Genomic DNA, 20,992 nt, shown 5'->3' on the forward strand with positions numbered 1-20,992 from the left:
AATTCACCCGGCCAGCATGAAACGCACGGCTCTACCAGGCCGAAAGGCCCAAAATCGTCCAACCGCTACGCGGCTTCTTCTCTATCCGCCTTTTCTCTGGCGGCTTGCCGTGCGGCGATGCCCGCCAGCGCGGTGCGGAACAGCTCGATGTCCTCGACACCCGTCGTCGAACCGATCGACACGCGCAAGGCGCCAAGACTGTCACCGAAACCCATGGCCTTCAGCACATGGCTCGGTCCGACCTTGCCCGACGAACAGGCGGAGCCGGCCGACAGCGCCACACCGGCGAGATCAAAGGCGATCTGCGCGGTTTCGGCCTTGACGCCCGCAATAGCGAAGAATGTCGTATTGGCAAGCCTTGGCGCGCCGGTTCCAAAGATTTCCGCGTCCGGGACCAGCATTTTCACGATGGCCTCGATCTCGTCGCGGCGCTTGCGCACCGCGTCGATCGCCGGCAATCCGGCCAGCGCTTCGCGTGCGGCAGCACCAAAACCAGCGATGGCGGCGAGGTTTTCCGTGCCACCGCGATGGCCCTTTTCCTGGCCACCGCCATTGATCAGAGGTTTCGGCATCATCAGATCGGCGGCGGCGACAATGGCGCCGACGCCCTTGGGGCCGCCAATCTTGTGCGAAGACAGAATCAAATAGTCGGCGTAACCCGCTGACATGTCGATGGAAACGCGGCCCGCCGCCTGAACCGCATCGACGACAAGGATGCCGCCCGCGGCCTTGACGATCGCCGCGATCCGATCGATCGGCTGGATGACGCCGGTCTCGTTGTTGGCGGCGTGGATCGCAACCAGCGGCAGACCATCGGTCTTGTCGTGATCGGCAAGCACCGCGGCCAAGGCTGCAAGATTGGCAACGCCGTTGGCATCGACGCCGATGCGCGTCACCTGCGCCGCCGGGAAGCGTCCGCCGTTCAACAGGCAGGGATGATCGGCCTCGCAGACGTAGAGCCGGCTCATGCGCACGCTGCCGCGTCCCATTTGCCAGTCCGGTGAAAGGAGCGTCGAGGCGGCCTCGGTCGCACCGGATGTGAACACGACATGTTCGGGCCGGGCATTGACCAGAGTCGCGACCTCGCGCCTTGCGGTCTCGATCAGGCGGCGCGCGGCGCGCCCCTCGGCATGAACCGATGACGGGTTGGCGGCGACGTCGAGCGCCGCGACCATAGCCTCGCGTGCCGCTGGGAGCAGCGGCGCACTGGCATTATAGTCGAGATAGGCGCGTTTTGCGGCCATTTTCGTCCAGTTGGTCCCGTCAGAAGCCATTCGGTTTGTCGTATGGCGTTATTTCCTTGAAATTCCAAGGCGAGCCGTCCTATTTACGCGGCTTGCGGCGCGGGTTGCCGGGCTCGACGTCAGGCCACTCAGTTTTGAATAGTTCTAAACTAGCTTCTAAGAAGACGCTCGCCCTGCGTCAAGGCCAGAGGAAGACACGTTCCGGGCGCCGCGCATTCGTATACCAAGTGGAGTATTTCATGCCTGAGGTCATTTTCACCGGTCCGGCCGGTCGCCTGGAGGGACGCTACCAGCCCTCCAAGGAAAAGAGCGCGCCAATTGCCATCGTCTTGCATCCGCACCCGCAGTTCGGCGGCACGATGAACAACAAGATCGTCTACGACCTCTTCTACATGTTCCAGAAGCGTGATTTCACCACGCTGCGCTTCAATTTCCGCGGCATCGGCCGCAGCCAGGGCGAGTTCGACCACGGCACGGGCGAATTGTCGGATGCGGCCGCCGCGTTGGACTGGGTCCAGTCGCTGCATCCGGATTCCAAGAGCTGCTGGGTTGCCGGCTATTCCTTCGGCTCGTGGATCGGCATGCAGCTCCTGATGCGCCGGCCCGAGATCGAGGGCTTCATCTCCATCGCGCCGCAGCCGAACACCTATGACTTCTCGTTCCTGGCGCCCTGCCCGTCGTCGGGCCTGATCATCCATGGCGATGCCGACAAGGTGGCGCCGCCGAAGGATGTGCAGGGCCTGGTCGACAAGCTGCACACGCAAAAGGGCATCACCATCACGCAGAAGATTTTGCCCGGCGCCAACCACTTTTTCGCCAACGACGCCGATCTTTTGATCGAGGAATGCGCCGACTATCTCGATCGCCGACTGGCGGGTGAATTGTCCGATCCGCGGCCGAAGCGGCTGAGATAGACAGGGAAAGGCGCCAGCGCCGATGTACGAGCCTCCCCATTTCCAGGAAACGCGGCCCGACGTGCTGCACGGACTGATCAGGGCGCATCCGCTCGGCCTGCTGATCTCGAACGGGCCTGACGGCCCGGTCGCCGACGCCATTCCGTTCCTGCTCGACGCCGAAGCGTCGCCGAACGGCAGACTGCGGGCGCACCTGGCCAGGGCCAACCCGCACTGGCGTCTCATCGCCGACAATCCGGCATCGCCCGTGCTGATCGTTTTCCAGGGCACCGATGCCTATGTGACGCCGTCCTGGTACGAGACCAAGCGCGAGACCGGCAAGGTGGTGCCGACCTGGAACTATGCCATCGTGCAGGTGCGCGGCACGGCAAAAGTGATCGACGACCAGGACTGGCTGGCACAGCAGATCGCCGACCTGACCCTATCGCAGGAAGGCCCTCGCGAGGCCCCCTGGGCGGTGACCGACGCGCCGGCGCCCTTCATCCAGTCGCAGATCAAGGGCATCATCGGGCTGGAAATCGAAATCAGCGAAATACACGGCAAGTGGAAGGTCAGCCAGAACCGACCGGTCGCCGACCGTGTGGGCGTTGCGCAAGGCCTGGAAAATGAAGAGCACCAGTCGCCTGATATGGCCAGCCTGGTGAGATCGTACGGCGGCCTGGACGGCAATTAGTGGTCAACACCCGACGTTTGGTACGACCTGCGAACCAGCTTTGGAAACAGAATTGATAATTCTATTTCATTGAACAAAGGCCATACACAGAGCGTAGGGCGGGCTGATCTGTGCGCTTGATCTGACCGCGACAGATGCCATCTGCAAAGAATCAAAGACCTACAACCTATGTCACTGTGACTTCTTCATACCGCTCATTGAGTGTATTCCGTTGATCCCCGGTTAAACGAAATCCGTCTAACCAAATTTTCTTTAGTGAAGGCAGTTTATATAATCTAGGTAAAGTGCCTTCCACTGTGAAAATTGTCTGTTCATCATGACCGCCAATTGACAAATAATCTAGGTTTGGAAGTTGTGCTAACATGTCAATATCGGACTCGACGATATTTACTGACCAAATATCAAGTTTCTTCAATTGAGTCATCGAGCAAAGCTTCTCCAAGCCGATTTTTGTGATTTTAGTACAGCCTAACTCCAAACTCGTAATTGTCGTCGATCGCGCTACCAATCCTGCAAAATTGTCGTCAAAATTCGAGTCTTCGAAATCCACCTCTGTCAGTAGCGGTTTCTCTAAAAGCGCTAATATTGAATCTTCTGTTATGTGCGCCCTTTGTGCAACCAATTTTTGTAAATTTGGAAGTTTTGCGATTTCCAATAGATCGCTGCCGTTCAAACCATAGAGGCAACTAAAATATTTCATATTGCGCGCATTTTCAAACCCACTTAGTCGTCCAGATGGTTTCAATCCGAACAAAACTAGCTCCGTCAAATTTGGCCGTGAAATTAAATAGCGAACAGCAGCACGAGTGGTATCGCACCAAATTGAAATATTGAATACAGATCGAATTGCCTCAATTTTTTTGCATCAGCGACTGAAAATAATTTCTGACGGCGTATATAAATTTCATCAAAATGCTCATTTGCTAAAAACTCTGCCGTGTGACGGTCAGTCAATGGACCTTCGCCCTCAACATCCAATTTGAAATTCATTTTCTTGGGCATTTCAACGCGCATTCGGCTTGGACCCTTGTCGCCTACCGAACCATGTCAGCCGAAACGTCTTCTTGCGACCCGGCAACCCCGACGCTGCCGGACGGAAGATGAAGCCGAGCCGGGCAAAGACCAGCCCGCAGGCGAGCGCAAAGGCGCAGCCAAGACCAAAGCCGGCGACCGTGTCGCTCGGATAGTGGGCGCCGACGAAAACCCTGGTCGAGGCGAAACAGGCGGTTATCACCAGGGCGATATACCAACGCCTCGGAAACAAAAGCAGGAGAACGCCGAAGACCGCCCCCATCGTCGTGGCATGGCCGGACGGAAAGCCAGCGAAGCGCGCATCAAAGGCGAAGGGATGCAGGGCGAGCACACCAAAATCCTGGAAGTAGAGCGGACGCGCCCGGCCGATCGCATATTTCAGGACATTGACCAGCAGCCCGGACAGGCCGACGGCACTCAGCACCAGAAAAGCCAGGCAAGTCCAGTTGTAGACGAGCATCAGCGATCGCCGTGAAAGGCTGCGCCAATCGATCAGATTGGCCGCGACGAGCAAAAGCGCTGACGGGATCAGGTACCAGCCGCCGAGAGCGAACTGGGTCAGGAATTCGGCAAGCCTGGCTCCCGACCATTGGCCATGAACCATCCCTGCCGGTGTATCGAGGCGAACGAATGCCGCCGCCGTCAGCAACACCCAAACCAGCCCCCAAACCGGCCATGCAATGTTGGGGTAACGCACCGGACGAACGGCAAAGCGCCTTCTCACGATCTGCATTGTGTCGCGAAAATTGCTCAGGGATCGGCGCCCTACCCCAAGGAGCCAACTGGAAACGGAAGGGCGCGATTTTACGAGCATTGGGAATTCGACCCCATTGTTGCTGTCATGGGCATCGACGAGCCGTCATGGGGCGACACGATAGAGGCCAAGCGACAATTTGTCTCCCGACGAATAGTTGAGGCCGTCGATCTCGGCGACACGGTTGACCGATTTGCCTTGCACCGACAGCATGCCATTCAGTTTCTGCTCGTCCTCGATCGGCGTCAGCCCCAACGCGCAGGCAGGATCGGCAAGCAGATGTTGCGCCACGCCGCCGACATCGGTCAGCACCGTCTTGGTGCCCACCAGGAACACCAGGCTCGGTTCCTGGTACCGTGCCGAGGCCAGCACCGTCGTGTCGCAAGGTTTGTTGGCAAGCACCGCCTGCTTGATCGCCGGGCTCAGCCAGATCGGCTTCAGCGACGGCGCGATGACGCCGAACAGCAAGGCATAGGTGATGCCGGCACAGGCGGCGGTGGCTCCGATGCGGGGCAGCGGCACCTGCAACTGCCGCGAAAAAGCGAAATAGCCCGTGCCGAGTGCGGCGGCGGCGGCCGGAATGCTCCACCAGGAGAAGGTGTGGGTGAGGTAGATCGGTGCCCCGATGCAGACCGCGGCAAGGCCGAGGCTGACCACCACCAGGCCGAATGCGGTCGACCACCACAACCATTGCTGCCAGCGCTTGAGCGGTGCATTGGCATCCTCCGGCGGCAATGTCAGCAGCCAGCCGATCAGCAGCGCCATGCCGGGATAGGCCGGCAGGACATAGTGCGGCAGCTTCGTCGGAATGAGTTCGAATACGAGCCAAAAGGGGATGTACCAGGCGAGGCAGAAGCGCAGCCTGACATCGTCGCGCAGACGGTTGAGGGCCTGGAGGCCAGCACCGACCGCGATCAGCCCAAACGGCCACATGAACAGCGAATAGGTCAGCATGTAGAAGCCGGGCGGCAGGCCGTGCGATTCCTCGCCCGAAGCAACCTTGCCGAGCATGTCCTTGCCGACAGCCTGCTGCAGGAAAGCACCGTGGCTCTTCCAGGTGATCGCGGCAAGCCAGGGCAGCGCTATCACCACGACCAGCAACAGGCCGCGTCCAATCCTGAGTTTCGACAGCCAGCGCCCATCGCGTTCGAAGGCGAACAGCACCGCGATGGTCAGCGCCGACAAAAGCGGCGCAATCGGTCCCTTGATAAGGATCGCCGCGCCTTGCGCGATCCAGAAAATCCACCAGAGATGGCCGGCGACCGGTTCATTACGGCGCGATGCCAGATAAATCTGCGCCAGCGCACCTTGCGCCGCCACGCAGCAGGCCAGCAGCATCGCGTCGGTCTTGGCGTCACGGCCCTCGAAGGCCGTGGCGAAGATCGCCGCCATCACAAGGCCTGCGGCGATGCCGGCATTGGCGCCGAAAAGATTGGTCCCCGTCCAGGCGATCGCCAGCACCGCAATGGCAATGCCGAGTGCCGAGATTGTACGATAGACCCAGATCGGCGCTTCGGCGCCCTTGCCGCTCAGCGTCACGGCGGCAGATTGCAGCCAGTAGATACCGACCGGCTTCTGGTAGCGCGAGGCGTCCTGGAAGCGGATGTCGACATAGTCGCCGCTTTCCGCCATCTGCTTGGTCGCCTGGACGAAGCGCGACTCGTCGCGGTCGATCGGCGGCAGGGATGCCAGCCCCGAAAGCGTCATCACCAGGCTGAACAGGAAGAGAAGAATGTAGTTCCGGTTCAATGCCATGCTTGCGCCTGTCTGGTCATTTCTTGATGTGGCCGGCCGCTCAATCGACCTTGGTCATCGCCGCCTTGCGCTCATTGGCGATCAGCCAGAGATTTCTGATGTAGATGAACATGCCCATCGCCTGGCCGGCGATGAACACCGGATCCTGGCGCTGGATGGCATAGATCAGCAGCAGGCCACCGCCGAACAGCGAGAAGAACCAGAAGGCGACCGGCACGACGCTGCGCTTGGCCTTTTCCGAGGCAAGCCACTGCACGACAAAGCGCATGGTAAAGAAGAACTGCGCAACGAAGCCGAGCAGGATCCACGCATCGAATTGCTTGATGAAAACCTGGTGAAGCCAGGTTCCCAGTTCCTGAAGCACGTTAAACACGCTTGATTTCCTCTACTTTTGGCATTCTGCGGCGCCTGCGGCGCAGCCACCAGACACCGCCGAGATCGAGCGCGCCCTGCAGGCCGCGATCGAAAATGCCGTAGTTCGACTTGCCATGGCGGCGCGAGCGATCAACGACATCGCAATGCACGACGCGATAGCCCTCCTGGATGACCAGGGCCGGGACGAAGCGGTGGGTGCCGTCGAAGAACGGCAATTTGCGCAGGACATCGGTGTGCACAGCCTTCAGGCCACAGCCGGTGTCGCGCGTCTCGTCATGCAGGATGGCGTTTCTCAGCCAGTTGGCAAAGCGCGACGCCAGCTGCTTGACCTTGCTGTCGCGGCGCTTGAGGCGCTGCCCCTGGGCGGCGCCGAAATCGGGGCCGGCCTGCCGCAAGGCGTCGACCAGCACCGGAATGTATTGCGGATCGTTCTGGCCGTCGCCGTCGATCGTGGCGACGATGCCGCCACGCGCCGCCCAGGCACCCGAACGCACTGAAAGGCTCTGGCCGGCGGATTTCCGGTGCCGCAATTCCCGTACCGGAAACGGGCGAAGCGCCACCTGCTCGGCCAGCACGGCCGCCGTCTCGTCGGTCGAGCCGTCATTGACGATGATGAGTTCGAAGTCGCGCCCGGTCATCGCCGCCTCGATCTCATCGATCAAGAGCGGCAGGTTTGCCGCCTCGTTCCTGCAAGGAATGACGATGGATATCAATGCGTCCGGCATGTCGCGTCGGGGCTCTGTCGTCGAATATGGCATTTTGTGGATGCCGTGCGGTGCCGCTCGAGGTCGTGGGCTGCAAGAACCTTTGGCGCGGCGCCTCATTACGCCAGCCGAAACGATGAAGCAAGCATTCGTGCCGGACGGCTCGCCGCACCGTTTCAACAACGGGTGATCGTCAGGACATCTTGTGATCCTTGGCGCATGGGCGATCTCTCGCAAAACCGGAATCTACTTTTGCTCACCGCGCTTGAATGCTAAACGCGCCCGTTCACACATGCCCGGCCGGACCGGGCGGACGCTTTCGGGAAAGAAACCATGCCTGCCTTCAAATCCGATTTCCTGCGCACGATGAGCGAGCGCGGCTTCATCCACCAGATTTCGGATGAGACCGGCCTCGACCAGCTTTTCGCCAAGGAGACGGTCACAGCCTATGTCGGCTATGACGCCACCGCCACCAGCCTGCATATCGGCAATTTGATCTCGGCGACCATGCTGTACTGGCTGCAGGAGACCGGACACCGGCCGATCGCCCTGATGGGCGGCGGCACGTCGATGATCGGCGACCCGTCCTTCCGCGACGACCAGCGCAGCCTTTTGACGCCGGAAGCGATCGCGACCAACATTGAGGGCATCAAGCGCATCTTCGGCCGCATCCTGCGGTTCGGCGACGGCCCGAACGACGCCATCATGGTCAACAATGCCGACTGGCTGATGAAGCTCAACTATGTCGAGTTCCTGCGTGATGTCGGCCGGCATTTTTCGGTCAATCGCATGCTGACCTTCGACAGCGTCAAGTTGCGGCTCGACCGCGAGCAGTCGCTGTCGTTCCTCGAATTCAACTACATGATCCTGCAGGGCTACGATTTCGTCGAACTCGCCCGGCGCCAGAACTGCCGTTTGCAGATGGGCGGGTCGGATCAGTGGGGCAACATCATCAATGGCGTCGATCTCGGCCATCGCATGGGCACGCCGCAGCTTTACGCCCTGACCACGCCGCTGCTCACGACATCGTCCGGCGCCAAGATGGGTAAGTCGGCGAAGGGTGCGGTGTGGCTGAACGGCGATCTCTTCTCGCCCTATGATTTCTGGCAATACTGGCGCAACACCGAGGATGCCGATGTCGAGCGCTTCCTGAAGATATTCACCCGCCTGCCCCTCGATGAGATCGCGCGGCTGGCCGCACTCGGCGGCTCCGAGATCAACGAGGCCAAGAAGATCCTGGCCACGGAAACGACGGCGATCGTCCATGGCCGCGAGGCCGCGAACCAGGCCGAGGAAACCGCGCGAAAAACCTTCGAGGAAGGGGCGCTCGCCGACACATTGCCGACCGTTGGGGCCGACAAGGCAGCACTCGAAGCCGGCGTCGGCATCCTGTCGCTGCTGGTCACCGCCGGGCTGGCATCGTCCAATGGCGAGGCGCGGCGGCACATCCAGGGCGGTGCGGTCCGCATCAACGACCAGTCGGTCAGCGACGACCGCCGCATGGTCACGCTTCAGGACCTCGGTCCGGAAGGTGTCGTGAAGCTCTCGCTCGGCAAGAAGAAACACGTGCTGGTCCGGCCGAGCTGACCATCTGTCAGGAGTGCGGCATTCGGATCATTCGCAATCGCGAAAGCTTCCGGGGGTTCGAGAACCAGACCGGAGCGTATTTACTTGAAGGCGGCGGCCGGATGTGATGCGACCGATCATCCGGCCGGGGGATTCCTAGAGCGTTTCACCGTTTCACAGAAACGGCGAACCGCTCTATCTCCTTGTTTTGACGCAATTCCGGACGGAAAACCGTTTCACACTTTTCCTGGAATTGCTCTAGGCAGGTATCAGCATGGCGATGCGATGCACCCCGACCTCCTTGCTTGTATTCGTCGCCTCATCGGTCTTGCCCTTGGAGCAGGTGTATACGTCACCCACCTTGAGCTTGAATTCCTTGTCCGCTTTCTTGATGGTGAATGCGCCGGAAGTAATGGTGCATACCATGTCGTTGTCCATCACGGTTTGAGGCGCGTGTGCTCCGGGCTGAAAGACCACATCGACAATCGAGATGCTCTTATAGGCGGGAATGTCGGAATTGCCGGTGCCGACCTCAACCACTCTAACACCGGGCGCAATCTCCTTGCCATCCTTCGGGCCGTACTTCTTGGTCTTTGCAGATGCTGCCAGGGTGAACAAAGGCGATACCGCGGCGGCCGTCACACCGAGAGCTATTGCAGACCTGCGATTCATGGTTTTCATCGCATCCTCCCTAGATGATGGTCACGCACGAAAGTGCATGACCATCATATATTAGCACTACCGCAGATAAGCTGCAGAGGATTCCGCAAGCGTAAGGCCGGCGTCGCGCTAACTTCGCCGGAGGACGTCGTCAGCCGCGACAATCTCCGTCGCCACGGGATGCGAGCCGTCCCTGCACCTCCTGGACCGGTGGGCACGGCACATCTCCAAAGGAGCAGAAAACGCAACAATCCCCCGCCTTTGGCCGAAGCAGCGTCCCGCACCCCTTGCACTCGTAGAAGAACTGGCAGGCGTCGCGCGGCATAGTTTCACAAGCCCGAAATCCGCAATGCGGACAGGTAAGGGTGGATGTGAGCTGCGTCATCACCTGCACCCTGCCAATCCGGTCAGGTTCGCAGATATTTGACGAGCGCCGCGATCGCGAGCAGAAGGGCGACCAACACCAGGACCCAGATGAGGGCCATACCGCCCATCATCCACATGCTACCTGAACCCCCCATCATGGCCATCATCCTCCAAGGCCGGCTAACGCGCGACTTCGCTGGTGCCGACTGGCAATTGCGTGGTGAGTTAGGTCGCTGTCAACCCTTGTCAAGGCGACCGTGATTCCGGTTGACGGTCATGCCTCCGGCAGTCTTACATCCCCCCGCCGCAGCCATCGGAAAGGTTCCACACGTCGACGATCTGCTCGCCGGTGAAACCGTGCTCGTGGAGCAGGTATTTCGCCAGTCCGCCATACACCTTCCAGCGCCAGCATGGACAGCAGCAGGGGCCTTTCTCCTCGGAATTGGCCATCGCGTAGTCATAGGCCCTCTGCTCGTCGCCGGTGAGCTTCAGATCGTAGTAGGGCATCATCCGCTGCGCTGTCGCCGCCGCTATGTCGTACGGATCGCCGGGGATCATCGGGATGGCGCGATACTTGGCGAGCCCCCTCACCTGCTCGACATAGCGTTTCATTTCCATCGGGCTGCAACATGAGCCCGTGATCCGCGACACCGCCGGCATGGTCGCGATCGACTCCGTGAATTTGGCCGAGCAGGTGCTGTTGCCGTTCTGGCTGAGATCCTTGAACCGCTTGGCCAATTCCGGATCGTCGGCGGCGATTGCCAAATCGGGTTGCGTTAGAAAGCCCGCAACCATAGCGACGCCAAACACGCCAAGAACAATGGTGCGCCGGTTTGGGGTGCTGGTCATTTGCCGGCCCTTGCTTGCCTGATCAATTTCTTCATCGTCTCAAGATCGGTTGCACCCGGAAAAATCTGATCGCCAACGACGAAGCCCGGCGTTCCCGTGATCCTCAGCGCCTGTGCCAGCTCCGTGTTGCGATCGATTAATGCCTGGATGTCGGGCTGCTGCATGTCGGTCTTCATGCGGGCGACGTCGAGTCCGGCCTCGGCGGCGATTTTGAGCACGACCGATTCTGTCACCCTTGTCTTGGATCCAAAGAGCGCCTTGTGGAACGCCCCATATTTGCCTTGCCGTTCCGACGCGAGCGCCGCTTTGGCCGCGAACATCGAATCCGGACCCAGGATGGGGAATTCCTTGTAGACGATCTTGAGCTGCGGATCGTCGGCCGCGGCCTGGTCCATGATCGGTGCCATCTGCCGGCAATAGGGGCAATTGTAGTCGAAGAATTCGACGAGGGTAACATTGCCGTCAGCGTTGCCGCCGATAGGGCTCTGCTTGTCGCGGAAGATGTCGTCCGCGCGCGCCTTGAGCACCTGCTTCGCCTGGGCTGCCTCTGCTTCACGCTGGCGGTCGTCCAAGCTTTGCAGGGCCTGCACCAGGACCTCAGGGTGTGCCAGGATATAATCATGGATCCGCTGGTCGAACTGGTCCTGAGACATTTCGCCGGCGGCGAACGCGGGCCGCTGTGCCCCTGGGAAGCCGGCATTGAGCAGGAACCATCCCGCTAGTGCGGCAAGCAGGAGGGTGCGGGCTAGCCAGCCACACCGATGCGCTTGTCTGGTAATCATAGGTGTTTCTCCATGTAGCATGGTCATTGTCCGGCACTCCCAGGTTGCGCCGTCGCACCGATCCCCAACACCTGGGCATCCACTTCGACTGCGTCGGCTTTCTCGAACGTCAGGGTGAGCGGTACGGTCTCACCCTCCTTGAGCTGGTGCTTCAGCCCAAGCAGCATCATGTGGATGCCGCCAGGCTTGAAGACCACCGGGACACCGGGCTGGAGCTCGATGGTCAAGAGCCGGGTCATCTTCGCCACACCGTTGTCGATCGTCATGGTGTGAAACTGGATTTTTTCAGCAACCGGACTCGTCACCTCCAGCAGGCGATCTTCACCGGGGCCGTGATTTGTTACCGTCAGATAGCCGCCACCGGTCACCGCCATCTTGGGCGTCGCCCGTGCCCATGCCTTTTCGACCACGACCTGGTTCGATCCTGCGACCGCGCTGCCTGCGACTAGCAGGCCCAGGGCCAGCATGAGCGCTGCGTAAATGGTTTTCACTGATTCACTCCTACGTTGGACGATCGGCGATCAGCTTGGCGATCTTGTCGGCCATCTGTTCGCCGGGCGTGGTGCCCTCGACCACGTCGGCGAATTTGCCGTCCGGGTCCATGAGATAGAAATATGCGCTGTGGTCGACGGTGTAGGTGGCGCCTTGCTCTTTGTGCAGTTGATAAAACGCGCGATAGGCTTTGGCCGTGGCATCGATTTGCGCCCGCGTGCCCGAGAGCCCGATGATGCGGTGGTCGAAGGACTCGAGGAAGCCCGACATCACCTGGCTGGTGTCGCGGTCGGGATTCACGGTGATGAACAGCGGCTGGATTTTCCCGGCATCTTTCCCAAGCTTCTCAAGTGCCACACCCATGTTGCTGAGCGCGGTCGGGCAAGCGTCGGGGCACGATGTGTAGCCGAAAAAGACGGCGAGCCATTTTCCGCGATAGGTCTGGTCGGTCACCATCCTGCCGTCCGTCGCCGTCAGGGTGAAAGGACCGCCTATATCCGGAGTACCGGTCGACCCGCCCTTCCAAGATATCGCGGCCCCCGGAGGCGGCCGGACGATCATCAGCGTGGCCAGCGCGGCGACGTCGAAGGCGGCGAGAACAGCGAAAAGCGCGAAGATCCATTTGATGCGGCGGGTCATTTCGCGCTCCCGTCGGCTGGCAGGCGCATATGCTGGCGAAGCAGATCGATGCTGGCAGGCGCGTCCCATTCGGCCGGGCCAATCTTCCTCCCGATCTCCTGGCCCTGTTCGTTGAGAAGCAGGGTCGTAGGCAGGCCCGGGGCTCCGACGAGACCCAGGGCAGCGCCGGATTGATCGGCATAGATCCCGAGCGATTTCAGCCCAAGCTCCTGGTAGAACTGCCTGACGGCAGGAACGCCCCGAGTGTCGATCGACAGCGTCAGCACGAGAAACCGTGACGGATCGAACTTTGCCTGCAAGCGGTCGAGCGAGGGCATTTCCTTGCGGCAGGGTACGCACCAGGTCGCCCAGATATTGAGAAGCACGGGACGGCCACGAAAATCATGCAGCGAAAGAGCGCGGCCGTCGCCGTCGACGAACCGGATGTCCGGCAGGTCGGCGGGGCGATCCCGGAATAAAAGCTGCAAGTTTTCAGCGGACCTTATTCCAGCTTCGGACCCTGCACCGGTTACGTCCTGGCGTGAAAATGCCAGGTAGAGTTCATAGGAGAGGGCTGCTGCAAGGATCATCGCCACAGCAAGCGACAAGCCTAGCACCAGCCTTTGAGCATGTTTCAGATGACGAAGCTCGGTCGCCTGGCCATCGTTGGGTGTGTCCGGGATCATTTTAGCTCTTGTATCTGGGTCGAATCCGGTGCCGTCAGCCGGGCCGGTGTTTGCGTACGCAAGGTGGTTCTCCTTTCACCGAGCCCTTTGGCAGCAGCCTTTATCGGCCAAGGGAATTGGTCCGACTGAGGTAGAAGCGGCGGGATTCGCGGCTCCCGGTTCATCGGATGGAGCTGCAAGCTGGAGCGGGCCTATCTCTTCGTCAGTGACTCGGGTCGCTGATTGCGATCCGCCCATCATCCGGTTCATGCACAGGCCAAGCGCGCACATGGCCACGCAAGGCAGGACGCTGAGCAGCACCGGCGCGATGCCGGCGGCGACCAGCCACGACCACTTGAAGGCAAGGCCGGCGACAACAACGGCCGCACCGGCGGCGATCAGGCCCCGCCGCCCGCCGAGAGTGGAGCGGAGAGTGGATTGGAAGTCGCGGCGCGACGAAGTCTCGCTGGCCTGGGTCAGTTCAGTGGTGCTCATATCATTTCCTTCTCATTTTGCGGCGATACGGCCGCGGATGAAGTCGACCATGTCGGGTGCATCCCATTCGGCCGGGCCGATCAGCCGGCCGATTTCCTTGCCATCACGATTGATCAACAGCGTCGTCGGCAGGCCCACCGCGCTGAGCGCGAAGATGGCCTTGGCCGAAGTGTCGATGTTGAGGGCAAGATGTGTAATGCCGATATCGGCATAGAATTTCTTCACGGCGTCCGGGCCTTTTTGGTCCATGGACAGTGCGACGACCTCGAAGTCCGGCCCTCCGAGCCTGGCTTGCAGCCGGTCAAGTGTCGGCATCTCCTTGCGGCAAGGCGCGCACCATGTCGCCCAGATATTGAGCAACACCACCTTGCCGGAATAATCGGCGAGCGTTTTCGGCTGGCCGGCGGCATCCATGAAACTGATCGCCGGCACCGCTGAAGGCGCTTCCAGAACGGCAAGATTCTGCGGCGCCTCCGCCGCCCTGATGGGCAGCGGAATCGCCAGCAGCAAGCCGATCACGACGATGGCCTCTTTGCTCTTGTTCACGTGCTTACTCCGTCGCGTAGACTGTCGGCGCCTTGCCGTCCTTGGTGAAGGCATAGATCGTCCAGGTCTCGCTTTTTTCGCCGCCCATGCCGGGTGCGCCTGCCGGCATGCCGGCCAGTGTGATGCCGGCAATGGCGGGACGTTCCGTGAGCAGCTTCTTGACGATGTCGACCGGCACCAGTCCGTCGACGACATAGCCGTCGACCATCAGCGTGTGGCAGCCTTCGAGGTCGGCGGGCACGCCGGCATCGCTGCTGATCTGCGAAAGGTTGTTGACCGGCTTGATGTCGACCTTGAAGCCGTTGTGCTCCAGGTAGTTGGCATAGGATTCACAGCAGCTGCATTGCGGGTTCTTGTACATCACCGCGTTGATGGTCGCCGCGAATGCGGGCAGCGGTGTTGCGATGAGCAGCGAGAGGGCGGCGAGGCGATAGGTCAGTTTCATTTGCAGTTCTCCTTTGATGGTGCGGTTCAAATTCATTTCACGCGGAACACGGTCATCAGGCCGGCCATCTGGTGGTCGGCGACATGGCAGTGCAGCATCCAGTCCCCGGGATTGTCGGCGACGAAGGCGCATTCGATCGCATCCTTGGGGGCCATCAGCACCGTGTCCTGCCACTGCCGGTGCGGCACCGGCACGCCGTTGCGCGACAGCACCGACAGGCTGAAGCCGTGGATATGCATGGGATGCCACCAGGCGGTTTCGTTGCGCATGGTGAGATGGCAAGAGGCGCCCCGTTCAAGCGTGAACTGCGGCGCCATGCCGGCATGGCCGTCGCCGGTCATCGACATGCCGTTGATCGCCCAGGCGGCGCCACCGTTCATGCCCGGAATCCCCATGCCCATCATGCCACCGACGCCGGCGAGCTTGCCGCCGCCCATCATGCCACCTTGCAGCACGATCTCCTGGCGCACGGCGTTCGCCAGGTCCGGCTCGGGCAACGGATTTCGCGGCAGGCCGACAGACGCATCGAGTGGATGCGCCCGGAGCGGAGACACCTTGTCATAGGCAAGGCTGGTCAGCGTATAGGCAAGCCCGTCATAAAAGTCGTCGATTACGGCATGCCGGCTGCCGGGGTCGCCCTGCATGTCGAGCACGATATCGATGCGCATCGCCGGCGCCAGCAGCAGACGGCCGTTCTCCGGTTCGTGCGGGTCGCAGGGCTGGCCGTCGATGGCGACGACGACCGGCCGGTGACCTTCAAAGCGCAGTGCCATCATGCGGGCAAGCGCGGCATTGGCGAGCCGCAGCCTGACACGCTCGCCGGCACTTACCGCGAGGTCGGCCGGCACCGCGCCGTTGATGGTGACGCTGTTGCCGACGCGGCCGGACATCGACGCATCCATCGCGCTGCCGAAGCCGCCGGCAATCTGCCCGTCGGCGGCGAGCCGCCAGTCCTGCAGCAGCCATAAAAGATCACGATCGACGAGAACAGGCTCGGCTTCGTCGACAATGAGCGGTCCAGCGAGCCCGCGGCCGAGCTGCACCAGGCTGTCCGTGTGGGGGTGATACCAGAAGGTCCCGGCGTCGGGCGGCGTGAATTCATAGACGAAGGTCTCGCCCGGCCTGATGGGTGGCTGGGTCAGGCCGGGCACGCCGTCCATGGCGTTGGGCAGGCGGATGCCGTGCCAATGGACGGTCGTGTCTTCCTCAAGTCCGTTCTCGACTGTGAAGCGAACAGGCTCACCTTGCCGCAGGCGCAGCGTCGGCCCGGGAACGCTGCCGTTGTAGGTCCACACAGCGGTTGATGGACCGTCGCCGCCACTGAGCCGCGTCCGGCCGGGTGCGATCTTGATTGAGCGTTCGTCGACGGCGGAGGCGCGTGCGGGACGTAGCGAAGTGGACACGGCAAGCCCTGCCCCCGCGACGAGAAAGCCTCGGCGCGAAATGTGGTATTTGAAATCGTCATTCACCCTTCTAGCCCTTTGCGATCTCGATCGATGGCGGGCATGCCGGCATCGACCTGGATGTCATGCGCGCCCACGGCGCAACGATGCGCGCGCAGGCGATCAGGCGCCGGGAATCAGCCTTGTCTGGGCTGAAACGGCGTCAGGCGCTGGGTCTGGGAGGGTAAGGATCGGGCAGGGAACTTCGCCCGTGCAGGAACGGAGCGGCCAAGGCCGATGGCTGCTGCACCGAGGGAGCCGGCGTTACCCTGAAATCCTGCGGCAACACGGCAAGCGCTGGCGCTATGCAGATCGGCGGACACTGCATCGGGCCGCCTTTATCGCCCGTATCCTTAAGGCAGGCATTGCAATCGCCCTTCATGGGTGTCTCGGCCATTTTGCCCATGCCCGTATCGGCTGGCATCATCATTGCACCTGCCATGCGGACTGACATGATGCTGGCCTGGGCGGTGGACAGGCTGAACCCTGCAGCCAGGAAGACCGCGAGCAGCATGACCAAAAGATGTTTTGGCGAAAGCCGAGCCATAGCCCGCTCAGGCTGACGGCAAAGCATGGCTTTTGCAAGTCCCAAGCCCGTGATTGGCCGATGGTGCGACATCAAGGCTGGAACCTGGCGCGGTTATGGCGGCACACGGCGGGCTTTACCGATACTCGAAGATCGACCTGAAGATGCCCGGTGCGATCACCGACAGCGGATTGACGTCGAGCACCGGCTTGTTGGCATTGCCCCTCAGCCGATAGGTGACGCCGATCAGGCCGCGGTCGCGGCCATTGCCCAGAAGCGCGCCGACGATGGGCAGTTCGCCGAAGATGCGGTTGAGGCCATAGACCGGCATGAAGGTGCCGGTCATGTCCATATTGTTGTTCTGGTCATAGAGGATGCCCTGGAACGTCGTGCCGATGCGCGGACCGCGCAGCACGCCATTGGCCAGCTTCAGATAGCCGCTGCCTTTCTCGATCTCGGCATAACCGCGCTCGAACTTCACCCGCGACGTGTCGAGATTGCCCTTGACCGCCTGGTTGAGGCTGCGGTTGTCGCCGGCCGGCGTGGTTGAGACGATGGAAGCGAGTTTCGGTTCGTTGACGACGAAGAAGTTGCTGGTGTCGACCTTGCCCTTCATCGGCCCATCGCCGGCCCCGGTCAGCGCCAGCGTGATCGACCCGCCTTCCATATGCTCGTAGATGTTGAGGAATCTCAGGATCGCGCCGGCGTCCGCCGACTGCACGTTGAGCGAGCGCCGGCCGTCGCCGGTGGTGTTGCTGATGGTGATGGCCGCGCCCGAACTTGCCGTGGCACTGACCTTCAGCCCGTTCACCCGCGAACCGGCCGCGCTGTAATCGAGCTTCAGGTTGGACAGCTGCTCGTCATGGAAACCAGTGAGCTGCTCGACGTCGGCGCTGACGGAAATGTTGTCAGTTCCGGTCGTCTTGGTTGCGGTGTCCACATCGGACGTGAACTGCTTGATGAGCGAACGGGCGTCGAGCGCGTTGCCATTGATGTCGACCGCATAGCCCTTGCCCGACCGCTTCACCGAAATCGCGACATCGTCACCCCGGTTCAAGGTGACCTTGCTGAACTTCGCCGACGACAGGGCGCCGTTGACCAGCACGATGCTGCCGTCGATGGAGAAGGTTTTGCCGTCGAGGTTGAAATCGGACAGTGTCGTGGTGTCGCCTGCCTTGGTCATGACGAAGGTGACGTTGGCTGGAACCCCTGCCCCCTTGCTCCAGCCGGCCCAGGGAACGTCCAGCCTGGCATTGGTCAGGTCGGCCGAGACGTTCTGGTTGCCGCTGCCGCTCTTGTCGATCGCGACCTTCACCGTTCCGCCCAGAAGCGGCGTTAGGCCGGGCATGGCGGCGGCACGGATCTTGTCGTCGAGCACCAGCGCCACCTTGCGGCTGCGCGGCGGCCCATCATCCGCCAATGGCTCGACAAGATCGAGTTCGGCAGGAATGCCGTTCAGCGATGCCTTGGCGGAGATCACTGCCTTTTCGGGATCGACCGTGATCGAGCCGTCGGCATCCGTCACCGTCTGCCCATCGAATGGCTTGGCCAGCGACAGGCCGGTGTAGTCGAGCGACACCAGCCAGTCGAGTTTCGAGGTGTCGACGCCGGACTGCAACGGAATGTCAGCCCTGACATGGCCGGTAACGCTGCCGGACAGATCCTCCGGCAGGAAGCCGACATGGCGCATGGCATTGATCGGTTCGTAGGAGGCGAGTTCTGCGACAGCCGGCGCCTCCCCCTCGACGTCGATGTCGAGTGCGCCGATGACCGGCGGGCGGTTCGCCGCCTTGACCGTCAGTGTGCCGTTGCTGGCCGCCACGGTGCGGCCGCTGGGCATGAAGACTGTGCCCGAGGAGAGCGAAACATCGACGTCATTGCCGTGGAAGGCGACGACGCCGACCGCGTCGCGTATCGGAGGAATGCGGCCGGCGGTGTCAAAACGCGACCCTTCGATCTGGAAGCGGCCGAACACCTCGTCGGCCGACAGCGGCACGCCGTTGCCGAGGCGATCCGGCACGACCTGGAATTGGAGATTGGCGTCGACGACGCGGCCGCCGAACAGATTGTTCAGCACCCAAAGCCGCGCATTGCGCGCCGAAAACCACGGCCATAGCTGCTTGACGTGCGAGACCGGCATGTCATGGACGTTGAGCGCCAGATTGATGCCGGGGGCCTTGCCGTCAACGAACGCCACGGCCGCGGTACCGAGCACCTCGCCGGGAGCGTCGGACCGAACCGCGATCTGCTCGGCCACCAACTTGTGGCTCTTGGTCTGATAGACGCCGGCAATGCGGGCGAGGAAGGTCAGCGCGGGCTCGGGCGATTCCGATGGCGCCAGAGTCGAACCGTCGCTGGTCAGGTCATAACGATAGGAAGGCTCCTCACCAGCGGCGCCGGTCGAGGGCTTGGGCCCGATCGAGCCGGCAAAATCGAATGTCGAGCGCCCGGTTTTGAAAAGCAGCTTGTCCACCTGGATCTTGTTGCTGCCGTCGACAAGTGTGGCATCTACATCGAAATCGGCCGGCAGCAAGCCGCGTGTACCGAGATCGAGCACGGAACCCGTCGACGACAGGGCGGCCGTCAGCCGTGATGCCGTGGCGCCGGCTCCTTCCGATCCTGTCAGTTTCAAAGCCACCGTGCCCAGCTTGCCGGCGCTGGCAGCGGTTTCGGCAGTTGCCAGATCGATGCTTGCATTCAGCGCCGTCACCCGGTGCGCCGCGATATCGCGGCTGGCGGAAGCGGCAACGGTGACCTTTCTGCCATCGACATCCGCCTCGGAGGAGAACTCCATGCCGCCTGGCCCCGACTGTACGACGGTGGCGTCGGCGATCTTGACCCGTTTGATCGCCCCGGTGTCGGGCAGCACGAATTCGACATTGCTGAGATCGATCCTGCGCATCGAATCTTCCCGCACAGCGTCGAGCGCGCGATGGATGTTGCCGAACACCGCGTCGGATAGTTTCTCCGGATCGACGAGGCCGTCCTCATTGCGCAATTGCGCTGTCCAGTCGCCGCCGGACGGCATCGCCGCCACAACGATATGGGCATCGGAAATCCTGGCGCTGGTCAGCCGCACATCCCCCCACAGCAGTGGTATCAGACGGACGCCGAAGCGCACACGACCGGCATCGGCCATGGGCTTGCCGTCGCTGGTCTCCAGACTGACATCGCTCACCTGGAGCGCGACGAAGCTCGAACTGTCGAGCGTGATGCGCGCCGGCCCGACCGCGACATGGACATCGACGCCGGCGAGTTTCTCGATGGCGGTTTCCGCCTCGATGCGCAGCCGGTCCGACCCGATGCCGGAAAGCCCGATGAGATAGACGGCCATCGCGGCCAGCAGCATGAACGCGACCACGCCGGCAAACACGCGCGACAGGATGCGGAAGCCGCGGCCGATCGACGCCTGACCAAGCGGCGGAACGCGGCACGCGGACGGCAAGGCCCCCAGGTCGGTGATCTCGTCACGCCTGAACCTTATCTTCTCGTGCTGCGGTTGCTCCAGATCCACGCAATCTTCCGTTGTACAAATTCGCTCGTGGACGAATCCCCGGTCGACACTATATCGGTGTGGCTTCGCGCGTAACCTCAAACAAGGGCATCGATATGGCTGACCTCGACGTGGGCGATCTTGCGCCGCAATTCGACCTGCCGCGAGATGGTGGCGGGTCTCTAAGCCTTTCGGCCTCGTCCGGTAAACCCATCGTCCTCTATTTCTATCCGCAGGACGACACGACGAGCTGTACGCAAGAGGCAATCAGCTTTTCACAGCTGAAACCCGAATTTGAGAAGGCAGGCGCCGTCGTGATCGGTCTGTCACCCGACAACGTCAAGAAGCACGACAAGTTCAAATCAAAGTACAATCTCACCATCGACCTCGCCGCCGACGAGGAGCGCAAGGTGATCGAGGCCTATCACCTGTGGGTCGAGAAATCGATGTATGGCCGCAAATACATGGGCGTCGAGCGGGCGACGTTCCTGATCGGCCGTGACGGGCGGATCGCCAGGATCTGGCGCAAGGTCCGGGTCAAGGGCCATGCCGAAGAGGTGCTGGAGGCCGTTCGCGCGCTTTGAGCGTCGCGAAGG

24 protein-coding genes are annotated in these 20,992 nt (G+C 61.5%); 4 read left to right on the forward strand and 20 right to left on the reverse strand.

All coding sequences use genetic code 11. From position 1 onward, the window contains the following. Positions 1-65: 65 nt before the first annotated feature. Positions 66-1,244, reverse strand: a complete 1,179-nt coding sequence (locus DBIPINDM_RS38420) for a cysteine desulfurase family protein (RefSeq protein WP_258589443.1) — start codon at positions 1,242-1,244, stop codon at positions 66-68. Positions 1,245-1,483: 239 nt separating this feature from the next. Here DBIPINDM_RS38420 and DBIPINDM_RS38425 point away from each other — a divergent pair, with 239 nt between their 5' ends. Beyond that, positions 1,484-2,158, forward strand: a complete 675-nt coding sequence (locus DBIPINDM_RS38425) for an alpha/beta hydrolase (protein ID WP_258584203.1) — start codon at positions 1,484-1,486, stop codon at positions 2,156-2,158. Between the two features lie 22 nt (positions 2,159-2,180). Then, a complete protein-coding gene (locus DBIPINDM_RS38430) occupies positions 2,181-2,831 on the forward strand; it encodes an FMN-binding negative transcriptional regulator (RefSeq protein WP_258584204.1) in 651 nt (216 codons plus the stop codon). A gap of 166 nt (positions 2,832-2,997) precedes the next feature. Here the strand turns inward: DBIPINDM_RS38430 and DBIPINDM_RS38435 are convergent, their stop codons facing one another. The 6 genes from DBIPINDM_RS38435 to DBIPINDM_RS38460 form a co-directional block, all read right to left on the reverse strand. After that, positions 2,998-3,585, reverse strand: a complete 588-nt coding sequence (locus tag DBIPINDM_RS38435) for a hypothetical protein (protein ID WP_258584205.1) — start codon at positions 3,583-3,585, stop codon at positions 2,998-3,000. A gap of 29 nt (positions 3,586-3,614) precedes the next feature. Next, a complete protein-coding gene (locus tag DBIPINDM_RS38440; RefSeq protein ID WP_258584206.1) occupies positions 3,615-3,845 on the reverse strand; it encodes a hypothetical protein in 231 nt (76 codons plus the stop codon). Next, entirely contained in the window at positions 3,835-4,596 is a 762-nt protein-coding gene (locus DBIPINDM_RS38445) for a phosphatase PAP2 family protein (RefSeq protein ID WP_258584208.1), read from the reverse strand. The genes DBIPINDM_RS38440 and DBIPINDM_RS38445 overlap by 11 nt, the downstream gene beginning before the upstream one ends. Positions 4,597-4,722: 126 nt before the next feature. Further along, a complete protein-coding gene (locus DBIPINDM_RS38450) occupies positions 4,723-6,372 on the reverse strand; it encodes an ArnT family glycosyltransferase (protein WP_258584211.1) in 1,650 nt (549 codons plus the stop codon). A gap of 40 nt (positions 6,373-6,412) precedes the next feature. Then, complete coding sequence (locus tag DBIPINDM_RS38455; RefSeq protein ID WP_010909058.1) at positions 6,413-6,745, reverse strand: lipid-A-disaccharide synthase N-terminal domain-containing protein; 333 nt, start codon at positions 6,743-6,745, stop codon at positions 6,413-6,415. Beyond that, entirely contained in the window at positions 6,738-7,472 is a 735-nt protein-coding gene (locus DBIPINDM_RS38460) for a glycosyltransferase family 2 protein (RefSeq protein ID WP_258584213.1), read from the reverse strand. The genes DBIPINDM_RS38455 and DBIPINDM_RS38460 overlap by 8 nt, the downstream gene beginning before the upstream one ends. A gap of 312 nt (positions 7,473-7,784) precedes the next feature. Between DBIPINDM_RS38460 and tyrS the strand changes: the two genes are divergently transcribed. After that, positions 7,785-9,038 carry a tyrosine--tRNA ligase gene (gene tyrS / locus DBIPINDM_RS38465; RefSeq protein WP_258584215.1) on the forward strand — a complete coding sequence of 418 codons (1,254 nt, stop codon included), beginning with the start codon at positions 7,785-7,787 and terminating at the stop codon, positions 9,036-9,038. A gap of 237 nt (positions 9,039-9,275) precedes the next feature. Here tyrS and DBIPINDM_RS38470 read toward each other — a convergent pair whose 3' ends face one another. From DBIPINDM_RS38470 to DBIPINDM_RS38530, 13 genes are all read right to left on the reverse strand, one after another. After that, the gene (locus DBIPINDM_RS38470) at positions 9,276-9,698 is read right to left on the reverse strand and encodes a hypothetical protein (protein WP_095201498.1); all 423 of its coding nucleotides are present in this window, start codon (positions 9,696-9,698) and stop codon (positions 9,276-9,278) included. A 130-nt stretch (positions 9,699-9,828) separates the two neighbouring features. Then, positions 9,829-10,062, reverse strand: a complete 234-nt coding sequence (locus DBIPINDM_RS38475; protein WP_258584222.1) for a GDCCVxC domain-containing (seleno)protein — start codon at positions 10,060-10,062, stop codon at positions 9,829-9,831. A 272-nt stretch (positions 10,063-10,334) separates the two neighbouring features. Further along, positions 10,335-10,892, reverse strand: coding sequence for a hypothetical protein (locus DBIPINDM_RS38480; protein WP_258584224.1), 558 nt, complete (start codon positions 10,890-10,892; stop codon positions 10,335-10,337). After that, the gene (locus DBIPINDM_RS38485; RefSeq protein WP_258584225.1) at positions 10,889-11,674 is read right to left on the reverse strand and encodes a DsbA family protein; all 786 of its coding nucleotides are present in this window, start codon (positions 11,672-11,674) and stop codon (positions 10,889-10,891) included. Before DBIPINDM_RS38485 ends, DBIPINDM_RS38480 begins: the two co-directional genes overlap by 4 nt. Before the next feature lie 23 nt (positions 11,675-11,697). Continuing rightward, positions 11,698-12,165 carry a copper chaperone PCu(A)C gene (locus tag DBIPINDM_RS38490; RefSeq protein ID WP_258584231.1) on the reverse strand — a complete coding sequence of 156 codons (468 nt, stop codon included), beginning with the start codon at positions 12,163-12,165 and terminating at the stop codon, positions 11,698-11,700. 10 nt (positions 12,166-12,175) lie between these two features. Further along, positions 12,176-12,805, reverse strand: coding sequence for an SCO family protein (locus DBIPINDM_RS38495; protein ID WP_258584232.1), 630 nt, complete (start codon positions 12,803-12,805; stop codon positions 12,176-12,178). Continuing rightward, positions 12,802-13,374, reverse strand: coding sequence for a TlpA family protein disulfide reductase (locus DBIPINDM_RS38500; protein WP_258589444.1), 573 nt, complete (start codon positions 13,372-13,374; stop codon positions 12,802-12,804). The genes DBIPINDM_RS38495 and DBIPINDM_RS38500 overlap by 4 nt, the downstream gene beginning before the upstream one ends. Positions 13,375-13,545: 171 nt before the next feature. Continuing rightward, positions 13,546-13,944: a hypothetical protein gene (locus DBIPINDM_RS38505; protein ID WP_258584233.1), complete on the reverse strand. Its 399-nt coding sequence runs from the start codon at positions 13,942-13,944 to the stop codon at positions 13,546-13,548. 12 nt (positions 13,945-13,956) lie between these two features. After that, the gene (locus DBIPINDM_RS38510) at positions 13,957-14,490 is read right to left on the reverse strand and encodes a TlpA family protein disulfide reductase (protein WP_258584234.1); all 534 of its coding nucleotides are present in this window, start codon (positions 14,488-14,490) and stop codon (positions 13,957-13,959) included. A 4-nt stretch (positions 14,491-14,494) separates the two neighbouring features. Beyond that, entirely contained in the window at positions 14,495-14,935 is a 441-nt protein-coding gene (locus DBIPINDM_RS38515) for a DUF411 domain-containing protein (protein WP_258584235.1), read from the reverse strand. Positions 14,936-14,967: 32 nt separating this feature from the next. Next, a complete protein-coding gene (locus DBIPINDM_RS38520; protein ID WP_258584239.1) occupies positions 14,968-16,404 on the reverse strand; it encodes a multicopper oxidase family protein in 1,437 nt (478 codons plus the stop codon). A gap of 136 nt (positions 16,405-16,540) precedes the next feature. Further along, positions 16,541-16,996 (reverse strand): hypothetical protein, encoded by a 456-nt coding sequence (locus DBIPINDM_RS38525; protein ID WP_258589445.1) that lies wholly within the window; start codon positions 16,994-16,996, stop codon positions 16,541-16,543. Positions 16,997-17,039: 43 nt separating this feature from the next. Beyond that, on the reverse strand, positions 17,040-20,417 hold the full coding sequence (locus DBIPINDM_RS38530; RefSeq protein WP_258584243.1) for a DUF3971 domain-containing protein: 3,378 nt from the start codon (positions 20,415-20,417) through the stop codon (positions 17,040-17,042). Positions 20,418-20,512: 95 nt separating this feature from the next. Between DBIPINDM_RS38530 and DBIPINDM_RS38535 the strand changes: the two genes are divergently transcribed. Next, on the forward strand, positions 20,513-20,980 hold the full coding sequence (locus DBIPINDM_RS38535) for a peroxiredoxin (RefSeq protein ID WP_258584249.1): 468 nt from the start codon (positions 20,513-20,515) through the stop codon (positions 20,978-20,980). Positions 20,981-20,992 lie beyond the last annotated feature (12 nt).

The sequence above is a fragment of the Mesorhizobium sp. AR02 genome, from assembly GCF_024746835.1.
Lineage (GTDB): Bacteria > Pseudomonadota > Alphaproteobacteria > Rhizobiales > Rhizobiaceae > Mesorhizobium.